The organism is Pseudomonas sp. B7 (genome assembly GCF_016735645.1).
In the GTDB taxonomy this organism is placed as follows: domain Bacteria; phylum Pseudomonadota; class Gammaproteobacteria; order Pseudomonadales; family Pseudomonadaceae; genus Aquipseudomonas; species Aquipseudomonas glycinae.
This window is the reverse complement of sequence record NZ_JAERRE010000010.1, coordinates 93,425-106,809: the sequence shown is the minus strand read 5'-3', so window position 1 is coordinate 106,809 and position 13,385 is coordinate 93,425. Positions and strand designations below refer to the sequence as shown.

General features: G+C 61.3%; 9 protein-coding genes. All 9 read left to right on the top strand.

Features of this window, described 5'->3' with window-relative positions:
• The first annotated feature begins 61 nt into the window (after positions 1-61).
• Positions 62-802: a flagellar basal body rod protein FlgF gene (locus tag JKA62_RS21900; RefSeq protein WP_011333016.1), complete on the top strand. Its 741-nt coding sequence runs from the start codon at positions 62-64 to the stop codon at positions 800-802.
• 45 nt (positions 803-847) lie between these two features.
• Positions 848-1,633 carry a flagellar basal-body rod protein FlgG gene (gene flgG, locus JKA62_RS21895; RefSeq protein ID WP_011333017.1) on the top strand — a complete coding sequence of 262 codons (786 nt, stop codon included), beginning with the start codon at positions 848-850 and terminating at the stop codon, positions 1,631-1,633.
• A 53-nt stretch (positions 1,634-1,686) separates the two neighbouring features.
• Positions 1,687-2,382: a flagellar basal body L-ring protein FlgH gene (gene flgH, locus JKA62_RS21890; protein WP_011333018.1), complete on the top strand. Its 696-nt coding sequence runs from the start codon at positions 1,687-1,689 to the stop codon at positions 2,380-2,382.
• A 27-nt stretch (positions 2,383-2,409) separates the two neighbouring features.
• Positions 2,410-3,498 carry a flagellar basal body P-ring protein FlgI gene (locus tag JKA62_RS21885; protein ID WP_011333019.1) on the top strand — a complete coding sequence of 363 codons (1,089 nt, stop codon included), beginning with the start codon at positions 2,410-2,412 and terminating at the stop codon, positions 3,496-3,498.
• Between the two features lie 11 nt (positions 3,499-3,509).
• Complete coding sequence (gene flgJ / locus JKA62_RS21880) at positions 3,510-4,802, top strand: flagellar assembly peptidoglycan hydrolase FlgJ (protein ID WP_011333020.1); 1,293 nt, start codon at positions 3,510-3,512, stop codon at positions 4,800-4,802.
• Between the two features lie 21 nt (positions 4,803-4,823).
• Positions 4,824-6,869, top strand: coding sequence for a flagellar hook-associated protein FlgK (gene flgK / locus JKA62_RS21875; protein WP_011333021.1), 2,046 nt, complete (start codon positions 4,824-4,826; stop codon positions 6,867-6,869).
• Between the two features lie 13 nt (positions 6,870-6,882).
• The gene (locus JKA62_RS21870; RefSeq protein ID WP_201819410.1) at positions 6,883-8,454 is read left to right on the top strand and encodes a flagellar hook-associated protein 3; all 1,572 of its coding nucleotides are present in this window, start codon (positions 6,883-6,885) and stop codon (positions 8,452-8,454) included.
• 116 nt (positions 8,455-8,570) lie between these two features.
• Positions 8,571-12,167, top strand: a complete 3,597-nt coding sequence (locus JKA62_RS21865; RefSeq protein ID WP_011333023.1) for a glycosyltransferase — start codon at positions 8,571-8,573, stop codon at positions 12,165-12,167.
• Positions 12,168-12,396: 229 nt separating this feature from the next.
• Positions 12,397-13,385, top strand: a 989-nt coding sequence (locus JKA62_RS21860; RefSeq protein ID WP_201819407.1) for a calcium-binding protein, incomplete at its 3' end; no start/stop codon positions are given.

Here is a 13,385-nt window from a genome sequence, read left to right as displayed (position 1 = left end):
TTGCTTATGGCTCAGCAGTACAGCGGTGGGCGGCAAACGTCCGGCATGCAGAGGAAAGAGTGTGGACAAGTACCTTTATGTGGCAATGACCGGCGCCAGCCAGAACGCACTGGCGCAAAAGGCTCATGCCAACAACCTGGCGAACATCTCCACCAACGGTTTTCAGCGCGACCTGGAACAGGCGCGTTCGATGCCGGTGTTCGGTGACAGCTTTCCGGCGCGTGCGTTTGCCATGAGCGAACGGCCCGCCACCGACTTCACGCCGGGGTCGCTGGTGCAGACCGGCCGTGACCTCGACGTGGCCGTCAGCGGCAACGGTTTCATTGCCGTGCAGAACCCCAACGGCGGCGAAAGCTACGTGCGCACCGGCAGCCTGAATATCGACGCCCTTGGCGTCTTGCGTGCCGGCAATGGCATGCCGGTCATGGGCAATGGCGGGCCGATCGCGGTGCCGCCGGAGCAACAGGTGGAAGTTGGCGAAGACGGCACCATCAGCATTCGTGCGATGGGCGAAGGCCCGCGGGTCATGGCCGAAGTCGATCGCATCAAGCTGGTCAACCCGGACATCAAGAACATGAACAAGGGCCTGGACGGTTCGATCTACACCAAGGACGGCCAGCCTGCGCCGGCCGATGCCAACGTCAAACTGGTGTCGGGGTTCCTGGAGTCGAGCAACGTCAATGCCGTGGAAGAGATGACGTCGGTGCTGGCCCTGGCCAAGCAGTTCGAACTGCACGTCAAGATGATGAACACCGCCAAAGACGACGACCAGGCCATGGCTCGGGTCTTGCAGATCAGCTAATTATCAGAACGTCGCGCCGTAAAACAGGCGCACGAGGAGAATCGAATGCTTCCGGCTCTATGGGTTGCCAAAACCGGTCTGTCCGCCCAGGACACCAATCTGACCACCATTTCCAACAACCTGGCGAACGTGTCGACCACGGGTTTCAAACGTGACCGCGCCGAGTTCCAGGACCTGCTCTATCAGATCAAGCGTCAGCCAGGCGCCCAGTCGACCCAGGACAGCGAACTGCCGTCGGGTCTGCAAGTGGGTACCGGTGTGCGCATCGTCGGCACCCAGAAAAACTTCACCGCCGGCAGCCTGCAAACCACCGAGCAGCCGCTGGACATGGCCATCGACGGTCGCGGTTTCTTCCAGATCCTGCAGCCGGACGGCACCACGTCCTACACCCGTGACGGTACTTTCCACCTCGACTCCAACGGCCAGATCGTCAACGCCAGCGGTTTCGCCCTGGAACCGGCCATCGTCATCCCGAACAACGCCCAGACCTTCACCGTAGGTCGTGACGGCACCGTGTCGATCACCGTCGCCGGCAACCCTGCCGCTCAGGTGATCGGCAACCTGCAAACCGCTGACTTCATCAACCCGGCCGGTCTGCAAGCGGTGGGCAACAACCTGTTCCTGGAAACCGCCGCTTCCGGTGCGCCGCAAGTCGGTACTCCGGGCCTGAACGGTTTCGGCACCACGCTGCAGAACACCCTGGAAACCTCCAACGTCAGCACCGTGGAAGAGATGGTCAACATGATCACCACCCAGCGCGCGTACGAGATGAACTCCAAGGTGATCTCCACCGCCGACCAGATGCTCTCGTTCGTAACGCAGAATCTGTAATCAAGTCTATGAGGCGGCCATGAGGTCGCCTGCAACACCGTGAGGTAAGGGTCATGAAGCGCTTTGTATCTGTTGTGGCATTGAGCGGGGTCGTCTCGCTCGCGGGCTGCGTCGCTCCGACGCCCAAGCCCAATGATCCTTACTACGCCCCGGTGTTGCCGCGCACACCGTTGCCGTCGGCCGCCAACAACGGCTCGATCTATCAGGCCGGTTTCGAGCAGAACCTGTACAGCGACCGCAAGGCATTCCGGGTCGGTGACATCATCACCATCACCCTGAACGAGAGGACCCAGGCCAGCAAGAACGCCAACTCGCAGGTGGCCAAGAACAGCAAGACCGGCATCGGCCTGACGTCGCTGTTCGGCGGCAGCGCCACCACCAACAACCCGTTGGGCGGTAACGACCTGAGCCTGGATGTCGGTTACAGCGGCGACCGCGCGACCAAGGGTGACAGCAAGGCGGCCCAGGGCAACACCCTGACCGGCTCGATCACCGTGACCGTCGCCGACGTGCTGCCCAACGGCATCATCGCCGTGCGTGGCGAGAAGTGGATGACCCTCAACACCGGCGACGAGCTGGTGCGGATCGCCGGTCTCGTGCGGGCCGATGACATCGCCACCGACAACACCGTGTCTTCGACCCGGGTCGCCGATGCACGCATCACCTACTCGGGCACCGGTTCGTTCGCCGATGCGAGTCAGCCAGGCTGGTTCGACCGTTTCTTCCTCAGCCCGCTGTTCCCTTTCTAGGTGGCTACGTTGAATTTCAAGAGCCTCATGCTCGCTGCGGCGTTGATGTCTGCAGCCTTTGGTGCCCACGCCGAGCGGCTGAAAGATATCGCCAGCATTTCCGGCGTGCGTTCCAACCAGTTGATCGGCTATGGCCTGGTGGTCGGTCTTAACGGTACCGGCGACCAGACCACGCAGACCCCGTTCACCCTGCAGACCTTCAACAACATGCTCTCGCAGTTCGGCATCAAGGTGCCGCCGGGATCGGGCAACGTGCAGCTGAAAAACGTCGCGGCAGTGTCGGTGAGTGCCGATCTGCCGGCGTTCGCCAAGCCGGGTCAGCAGGTCGACATCACCGTGTCGTCCATCGGTAACTCCAAGAGCCTGCGCGGCGGCACCCTGTTGCTGACCCCGCTCAAGGGTATCGACGGCAACGTTTACGCCATCGCTCAGGGCAACCTGGTGGTGGGTGGTTTCGACGCCGAAGGTCGTGACGGTTCGAAGATCACCGTCAACGTTCCGTCGGCCGGTCGCATCCCGGGCGGTGCGTCGGTCGAGCGTTCGGTGCCGAGTGGTTTCAACCAAGGCAACAGCCTGACGCTGAACCTCAACCGTTCCGACTTCACTACCGCCAAGCGCATCGTCGACAAGATCAACGACATGCTCGGCCCTGGCGTGGCTCAGGCCATCGACGGCGGTTCGATCCGTGTGACCGCGCCGCTCGATCCGAGCCAGCGCGTCGACTATCTGTCGATCCTGGAAAACCTCGAAGTCGATCCGGGTCAGGCCGTGGCGAAAGTCATTATCAACTCGCGTACCGGCACCATCGTCATCGGCCAGAACGTGAAGGTATCGCCGGCCGCCGTGACCCACGGCAGCCTGACCGTGACCATCACCGAAGACCCGATCGTCAGCCAGCCGGGCCCGCTGTCCAATGGCCAGACCGCCGTGGTGCCGCGCTCGCGGGTGAATGCCGAGCAGGAAGCCAAGCCGATGTTCAAGTTTGGCCCGGGCACTACCCTCGACGAGATCGTCCGGGCGGTGAACCAGGTCGGCGCCGCGCCGGGTGACCTGATGGCCATCCTCGAAGCACTTAAGCAGGCCGGCGCGTTGCAAGCCGACCTGATCGTGATCTGAGGACGGCGACCATGGATATGCGCAAAAGCGGTCTGGTCAGCAGCAGCGATTCGGGTTCGTACTCCGACCTCAATCGCTTGAATCAGCTGAAGGTCGGCGACAAGAACAGCGATGCGAACATGCGCAAGGTCGCGCAGGAATTCGAATCGCTGTTCCTCGGTGAAATGCTCAAGTCGATGCGTTCGGCCACTGAAGCGCTGGGCCAGGACAACCCGCTCAATACGCCGGCCGCCAAGCAGTATCAGGAAATGTATGACCAGCAACTGGCGGTTTCCCTGTCCCGCGAGGGCGGTGGTATTGGCCTGGCCGACGTGCTGATCAAGCAGATGTCGAAGAACAAACCGATGGCGCCGGGCGAGGCTGCGGCCGCATCCGCCGCCAAGCAGGAAGAAGCCAGGGCCAAGGCCGCTGCCGTGGCCACACCGATTGCCGCCGGTACCATGGCTGCCAATGGTCCGTTGTCGCGACTCAATGGCGAGCGTCCGCTGTGGGCGTCGCGTTCGTTGCATGCGCCGAACACTGAACTGACCCATCGCAATGACATGGAAATGATCAACCAGCGTCGTCTGGCGTTGCCGCCGAAACTGGCGGATCGCTTGCTCGCCGGTCTGGTGCCGTCGGCTACGCCGGCAGCGGCCACTCAACTGCCGCAACGCGCCGCGACCGCCGCTGTTACCGGTTCCGGCCCGCTGTATAACGGCGACTGGCTGGCCCGCGCCGAGGCGGACAAGGCTTCCGGCGGACAGATGCAGATTTACGGTCGTGCGATGGCACAGATCCCGTTGGCGCCAGCCAAGCGCGCGTTCAGCAACGCCGACCAGTTCGTCAACACGATGTTGCCGATGGCGCAGGAAGCCGCCGCGCGCATTGGCGTCGATCCGCGTTATCTGGTGGCTCAGGCTGCGCTGGAAACCGGCTGGGGCAAATCGGTCATGCGCGCCCAGGACGGCAGCAGCAGTCACAACCTGTTCGGCATCAAGGCCAGCAGCAACTGGAAGGGCGATTCGGCCCGCGCGATCACCAGCGAATTCCGCAACGGGCAGATGGTCAAGGAGACGGCCGAGTTCCGTTCCTATGCCTCGTACAAGGACAGCTTCCACGATCTGGTGACTTTGCTGCAGAGCAATAATCGCTATCAAGATGTGCTGAAGTCGGCCGATAACCCAGAACAGTTTGTACGCGAATTGCAGAAGGCCGGTTACGCGACCGACCCGAACTACGCGACGAAGATTTCGCAGATTGCCAGGCAGATGACGGTCAATCAGAACTACGCTGCGGCCGGCGTTTCAACAACGCCCTTATAAACACAAGGTAAGGTTTGAATCATGAGTTTGCTCAATATCGGGATGTCGGGGTTGGCCGCGAGTTCATCCTCTCTGGCTGTGACGGGCAACAACATTGCCAACGTCGACACCGCCGGTTATTCACGCCAGCAAACCGTGCAGGGCACCAAGTCCTCGATTCAGTACGGTAACGTGTTCATCGGTACCGGTACGACTCTGGCCGACGTGCGCCGGGTGTACAACTCCTACCTCGAATCGCAGCTGCGTACCGCCACGTCGCTCAATAGCGAAGCCGCCGCCTTCGGTGCGCAGGCGACCGCGCTGGACGGCTCGCTGTCCGACACCAACACTGGCCTGACCGGTGTGCTGCAGAAATTCTTCACCTCGATGCAAGGCGTGTCGACCTCGGCCACCGACGACACTTCCCGCCAGTCGGTGCTGACCGGCGCCCAGGCCCTGACCAGTCGCTTCAATGCGCTGGCCAAGCAGATGAACGATCAGAACGCCACGCTCAATGGCAACCTGTCCGACATGGCGTCCCAGGTGAACAAACTGGCAACCTCGATTGCCACGCTGAACCAGAAGATCGGCGAGATCTCCACCAGCGGCGGCCAGCCGAACGATCTGCTCGACAGCCGTAACGAAGCCGTGCGTCAACTCTCCGAGCTGACCGGCGCGCAAGTCGTTGAGCGTGGCACCAGCTTCGACATCTACATCGGCAGCGGCCAGCCGTTGGTCATCGGCAATACCACCAATACCCTGAGCACCGTGCCGCTCAAGGGTGACCCATCGCGCATGGGCATCCAGATGGATCGTGGTTCGAGCACCATCGACATCACCTCGGCGATGACCGGTGGTGAAATCGGCGGTCTGCTGACTTATCGCAAGGAAGTGCTCGATCCTGCACTCAACGAGCTGGGCCGTGTGGCACTGGTCGTTGCCGACCAGATCAACCGCCAGCAAGCCCAGGGCATCGACAAGAACGGTGACTTTGGCGCGGCCATTTTCAACAACATCAACAGTGCCGCCCTGATCAGTCAGCGCAGCATCGCCCAGTCCGGCAACAGTGCAGGTTCGGGCAATCTTGATGTCACCATCAAGGACACCGGCAAGCTGACCACCAGCGACTATCAGGTCACCTTCACCAGCGCGACCAACTACACGGTCAAGCGCTCCGACGGCACCGACATGGGTTCGTTCAGCACCACGACCACGCCGCCTCCGGTAATCGACGGCTTTACCCTGGCCCTTAACGGTGGTGCGCTGAGCGCCGGCGATACGTTCAAGGTCACCCCGACCCGCAACGCGGCGTCCAGCATTCAGACCGTGCTTACCGACCCGAAGAAAATCGCCGCCGCCGGACCATTGACCGGCGTGGCCAGTGCCAACAACTCAGGCACCTACACTCAGCCGACGCTGACTGACGTCGTCGATATCTACAACCCGGCGTCCCAGGCAGAGTTGCAGAACGCGCTCAAGTATTCGACCCCGGTCAAACTGGTATTCGGTGCCACCACCAGCGGCAGCCAGACTTACAACATGGTTGATGCCAAGGGGGCCACGATCGGTTCCGGCGTCATCGTTCCCGGTCAGGCGAACACCCTGAACCTGAAGATCGGCATGGTCGACTCCACCGGTGCTCCGGTGATGGACACCACCGTCATCCCGAACGTGCAAAAGACCTTCACCGTGCAGACCACTGTGGGCGCGACGCCGAAGTCCGGCGAAACCTTCACCATCAACCTGACCGGCGCGGCCTCTTCGGACAACCGCAACGCCCAGGCACTGGTCGGTTTGCAGACCAAACAGACCGTTGACACCGGCACGGCGAGCAAGGGCATCAGCCTGACCGACGCTTACAACAAACTGGTAACCAACGTCGGTACCCAGGCTGCCCAGAGCAAATCCGACAGCGCAGCCACCACGGTGATCCTGGATCAGGCCCAGGGTGCACGGGACTCGCTGTCCCAGGTCAACCTGGATGAAGAGACCGGCAACCTGGTCAAGTATCAGCAGTACTACACAGCGTCTTCGCAGATCATCAAAGCTGCGCAGGAAACCTTCGCCACGCTGATCAACAGCCTTTAAGGAGCCGTAATTCATGCGCATTTCCACCGCCCAGTATTACGCGACACAAGCTGCCCAATATCAGCGCAACTACAGCAAGACGGTCGCGACCGCCAACGAAGCCAGCAGCCTGCAGCGCATCAACACGGCAGCCGACGATCCGATCGGTGCCGGTCGCTTGCTGAAGCTGGGCCAGCAGGCCGCGATGCTCGAGCAGTACAAAGGCAACATCGACACCACCAAGAGTTCACTGACCGTTCAGGAATCCACCCTGACATCCATCACCACCGCCCTGGCACGTGCCAAGGAAATCGGCCTGGCCGCCAACAACGGCATCGCCACCGATACGGATCGCAAGGCTTACGCGGCGGAACTGACCCAGATCCAGCAGCAGGTGCTGGGCCTGATGAATTCCAAGGACGCCAACGGCAACTACCTGTTCTCCGGCTCGAAGACCGATACCGCGCCGTACTCGCAGAACGCCGACGGCACCTACACCTACAACGGTGACCAGACCCAGGTCAACCTGGGCATTGGCGACGGCCTGTCGGTGGCGACCAACACCACCGGTTGGGATGCTTTCCAGCAGACCATCAATACCGCCCGGACCCAGACCAGCATGACGGCTCCGGCTGTCGATGACGGTCGTGTGGTGCTGACCAACGGTATCGTGGGTACCGCTGCGACTTACAACGCCAAATTCACGGCCGGCCAGCCGTACACCGTGGATTTCATCAGCAGCACTCAGATCAAGATCACCGATGCCCTGGGCAATGACGTCACCACCGAAGCCAGTCAGAACGGTGCGATCACCAACAGCAACGGTGCCAACCAGACGGTCAGTTTCCGTGGTGTCGATCTGAAACTGAACATCAACCTCAAGCCAGGTGATACCAATCCGGACGCGGTCATCGCCGGTCACAGCTTCCAGCTGTCGGCCACACCGGACTCGTTCACCTCCGTGCGCAGCCCGGGCAACCCGTCGACCGCGGTCATCACCGGTTCGAACGTGACCAACCAGGCGGCCTACAACGGCGCCTTCCCGTCGGGCGGCGGCGCCGTTCTGAAGTTCACGAGTGCCACGGCATTCGACCTGTACGCGGCGCCTGTCACTGCCGACAGCAAACCGGTGTCTTCGGGCACGGTGGTCGGTGGCAACGCTACGGCTGCGGGCGTGACTTTCGCCATCGGTGGCACGCCAGCCGCCGGTGACCAGTTTTCGATTCAGTCCAACAACCACCAGACCCAGAACGTGCTCGACACCCTGGGCCAGATGGTCACTGCACTGAACACACCGATCGATGGTGATCCGGTCGCCAAGCAGAAATTCCAGGGTGCGATGGAGTCGGCGCTCGGCAACATCGAAAGTGCCGCCAACCAGATCGGCAGCGCCGTCACCTCGATCGGTGCCCGTGGCCAGTCGCTGGATGAACAGACCACCACCAACGAGACCCTGATCCAGGCGAACACCACCACTCAGGGCTCAATCCGCGATTCCGATCCGGCCGAGGTGATGACCCGCCTGACCCTGCAGCAGACCATGCTGCAGGCCTCGCAACTGGCGTTCAGCAAAATCAGCCAGCTGGGTCTGTTCAACAAGATCTGACGGCAGGCAGGCGGGCGCGCAAGCGCCCGCGTTGCCCTGTTCCTTCAATAGTTAATGTCTTAGCGGTTTCAAGAGCTCGCTTTTCTGGGCGGGTTCACACCGCCTGTGAGCCCGCCGTGAATTCACTTCCCCTCGTCAGCCTCGTCATTCCAGCCTTCAATCCGCGTTTTTTCGAACGGGCATTGCAAAGTGCCGTGAGTCAGGGCTATGGCAATCTCGAAATCATTGTCTGCGATGACAGTCGTGGTCACGAGATCAAAACCATCGTCGACTCGGTGAGCGATAGCAGCGGCGTGGCGGTGCGTTATGTACGCAATCCCCGGACGCTGGGGCTGGTGGGCAACCTGCACGTCTGTCTCGAACAGGCTCAGGGCGAGTTCATAAAATTCCTGTGCGATGACGACCAGTTGTTCAGCATCTGTGTCGAGCGTCAGGCGCAGACACTCATCGATCATCAGGATGTCAATCTGGCCCTGGCCCAGCGCCTGTTCTGGGATGCCGACGACCGGCCGTTGCCGTCACGCCTGCAAAACACGCCGCTGTCTCCGACCTGCGGGCTGTTCAAGGGTGAAGACCTGCTGGCGATCTTCGAGAACTTCCCGGTCAACATTCTGGGCGGTTTCAGCAATGCCCTGTTTCGCCGGGCCGATGTAGTGGAGTTGCTGCCGGCGTTGACCCAGCCGGGACACTGCTTTGTCGCCAGTCTGGACTTCGCCTTGTATGTCTGCCTGCTGCGCCGGGGCAACATGGTGGTTTCGAACCATGTCCTGAGTGTCGAGCGTCTGTACCCTGAACGATTGAGTGGTCAGCAGGCCATGCGCGATGCGATCGAGGCCGAGCGTCAATGGCTGACGCAGATGCTCAAGGCACGCAGCGGCGAATCGGCGCCTGCACCGGGCTGGGTGCGCTACGTGCCGATGACCAAGGCGGCCGAGTTGCCGCGTGTCTGGGAAGAACTGCCGCTGAGCCGGACGCTGGGTACCAAGCAGACGACCCAGGATTGGCACGTGGGCATCTCCAGCGTCAGTTTCGCCGAGCTGTACGCGCAGTGGCTCGAATGCCGCCACCTGACCGAAGGCCAGCGTGAATTGCTGCCGGATACACTGGCCGCGTGGCCGCGTACACCGAAAATCGTTGCACTGATTATTGACGAGCAGGGCAGTCGCTCGGCGCTGGATCTTACGTTGCAATCACTGGCCGCCCAGGAGTATTTGCCCGAGCTGACCATCGTATTGTCTGCGGCCTGTACCGAGGCGCGGCTGGACGAGCGCGTGGTGCGCATGCCGCTGCAGGATGACTGGCAGCAACAAATCAATGATCTGTTGCCGCAACTCGATGGTGCCGACTGGTTCTACCTGCTGCGTGCCGGCGATCGGTTGGTGGTGCCAGCGCTGTTGGTGATGGCCGAGCGCATTGCGTTGTCGCGTACCTTGAAGTGTCTGTACAGCGATGAAGGTGGGTTGACCCAGGGCGAATCGACCGAGCCGGTATTCAAGCCGGACTTCAACCTTGATCTGATGCGCAGCTACCCCTACGTCGGCAGGGCGCTGGCGTTCGAGCGTGAGCGCTTCCTGGCCCTGGGTGGTTTCGATTCGTCGTTTGGCGAACTGGCACCCCACGATGTGCTGTGGCGCATGGTCGAGGAGGGCGGCACGCCGGTGGTCGGTCATATCGCGGAGGTGTTGCTGGAGTCTGTATTTGACCTGGCCAAGTGGCTGTCCGGACCGGAAATGGCAGACAGCAATGCGCAACTGGTCGGCGCACACCTGGATCGGCTGGGCATCGCTCATGACATCCGTCGCGGTGCATCGAACCTGTTGAACCGGGTCGACTATCACCACGCCCGCCGGCCGCTGGTGTCGATCGTCATCGTCAGCAAGGATCAGACGGCGGCGGTGCAACGCTGCATCGAGAGCCTGCTGGAGAAAACCGCATACGCCGAGTACGAACTGCTGCTGGTGGACGACGGCAGCGAGAGCGCCGAAGCCCAGGCCTGGTTCGATGGCATGGCGCAATTGGGCAGCGAGCGGATTCGCGTGCTGGACTGCCCGCAGCAGGAAAACCTGGCGGCGGTGCGCAATCTCGCCGTGAGTCAGGCCCGTGGCGATTACGTCCTGCTGCTCAACCCGTACGCCGTGATCACCAACGGCGAATGGCTGGCGGAAATGCTCAATCATGCGCAAAGGCCGGAAGTCGGTGTAGTGGGCGCGAAACTATTCAACCCGGATGGCCGGATCGTGCATTCCGGGCTGATTCTGGGTCTGCAAGGGCCGGCCGGCGTACCGTTTTTCGGTGAATCGCTGCAGGCGACGGGTTACATGTATCGTCTGCTGGCGGCGCATGACCTGAGCGCCGTCGGCAGCGATTGCCTGCTGGTGCGCAAGTCGGTGTTCGAGGCCGTCGGTGGCCTCGACGAACAGGACCTGGCGCAGTCGCTGAACGAAGTGGACTTGTGCCTGCGTGTCGGTCAGCAGGGTTATCTGGTGGTCTGGACGCCTTATGCGCAGTTGGCATTGGGTGCGCAGCCGGCCGGTACGCCGAAAGAGGGTGAAGAGGCGCGGCTCGGCAAAGAGCAGGAAACGTTCTACAAGCGCTGGTTGCCAATCGTTGCGCGGGACCCGGCCTACAACAAGAACCTGTCGCTGAGCGGCCTTGGCGGGTCGAGCTTCAGTCTCGATCCGGGCTTGCGTACTGGCTGGACTCCGTTCTCCCAGCCACAACTGCCGAAGATCCTTGCGCTGCCGGTCAACGCCTCCGCCATCGGTCACTACCGCGTGACGCAGCCTTTGATCGAGCTGGAAGCGGCGGGGCGTGCGCTGGGGCGGATTCACTACAACCTGCCGACGATCATTGAGGTCGAACGCCAGTCTCCGGACGTGATCATTTTGCAGGGGCGCTATGCCGAAGCACCGATCAACGAAATCCCGGGTCTGCAAAAGTACTCCAGTGCGCGGCGGATCTATGAGCTCGATGACTACGTTATCGATGTGCCTCACCGCAACGCGCATATCCGCAACATGCCGAACAAGGACGAAATGGAAAAACTGGTCCGCCGGGCGATTGCCATGTGCGACCGGGTCGTGGTGTCCACGGCGCCGCTGGGCAATGCGCTGTCGAGCATGCACAACGACATCCGGGTCGTTCCGAACATGCTGTCCCAACATATGTGGTGCGACTTGCGCAGCCAGCGCCGCACCTCGAAAAAACCGCGGGTCGGCTGGGGCGGCGGCACCAGCCACCACGGCGACCTGGCGGTGATTGCCGACGTTGTTCGTGAACTGGCCAATGAAGTCGACTGGGTGTTCTTCGGCATGTGCCCGGATGAGTTGCGTCCGTACATGCACGAATTCCACGGCGTGATCGGTCTGGACGTGTACCCGGCAAAACTGGCGAGCCTCAACCTCGACCTGGCCCTGGCACCGCTGGAGTTCCACATTTTCAACGACTGCAAGAGCAACCTGCGTCTGCTGGAGTACGGCGCCTGCGGATACCCGGTGATCTGCACCGACACCGAGGCCTATCGCGGTTACCTGCCATGCACCCGGATCAAGACCAACACCACGGACGAGTGGCTGCAAGCGATCCGCATGCACCTGGCCGATCCGGATGCGAGCTATCGCATGGGCGACGAATTGCGTGAAGTCGTGCTGCGCGATTACGTGCTGCGTGGGGATAACCTGCGGTACTGGGAAAACGGCTGGCTGGCGGATTGATCGGTTCATCCGCGCTCCAAAAAAAACAGGCGACTATTGCAATCGCCTGTTTTTTTTTACCTGCCTGTTCGTCTTTGTTTCATTGGCGATACATTTCTTTGCAACGGACTCAAGCGCAGGGAGTTTCCTGTCGATATCAACACATTGCAGTTCAAGAAAATCATGCCGCGATGACGAGTGATCGCCACGCTGGCCGGTACCGGTTCACAAACAAGGCAAGGAAGATGTAATGGCGGTAATCAACGGGACAAACGGCGCGGATACGCTGAACGGTACGAGTGGGGATGATGAGATCAATGGCCTGGGTGGCAATGATGTGATTATCGGGAGTGCCGGGGCTGACAAAATTGACGGTGGCGCGGGTTTCGACACGGTCGATTACTCGGCTTCGTTCGCCGGGGTCAATGTCGATATTCGTCCGGGCACCGGGTTGCCTGGCACCGGTGGTGATGCGCAAGGCGACACGCTGATCGGCATTGAAAAGGTCATCGGTTCGGCGTTCAACGATACCTTCACCACTGATGCTTATCTGTACGCCACTTACGAAGGCGGTGCAGGCGATGACATCTACTTCGTCAACGGCGGTGGCGTGACCGTCATCGAGCAGGCCGGTGGCGGCAACGATGAGGTACGCGTCACCTACAAAGAGCACACGCTGGCGGCCAACGTCGAGCGTCTGACCTACGTTGGCACCGAGTCGTTTACCGGTGCGGGCAATGCCAGCGACAACATCATCACTGGCGGCAACGGCAATGACACGCTGCTGGGCGGTGGCGGGGCTGATCAGTTCTTCGGTGGTGCGGGCATGGACACGGTGTCCTATGACGACAGCACCGTAGGCGTCACGCTCAACCTGAAAACCGGTGTCAATTCCGGAATCGGTGCGGGCGATGTCTACAACGACATCGAAGCAATCACTGGCTCCAAATATAACGACACCTTCATCGCCGATGGCCGGGTGTTTGCCTTCAACGGGGGGACGGGCACCGACACGGTCGACTATTCAACCTCGGCCGAAGCCATCAACGTTGATGTTCGTCCGGGTATCGGTCTGGCAGGCACCGGTGGCGATGCGCAGGGCGATACCCTGGCCAGCATCGAAAAAGTCATCGGTTCGGCCTTCAACGACACGTTCACCGCAGCCCCTCTCAGCACCGTGACCTTCGAGGGCGGCGCCGGCGATGACATCTACTTCGTCAACGGCGGTGGCGTGACCGT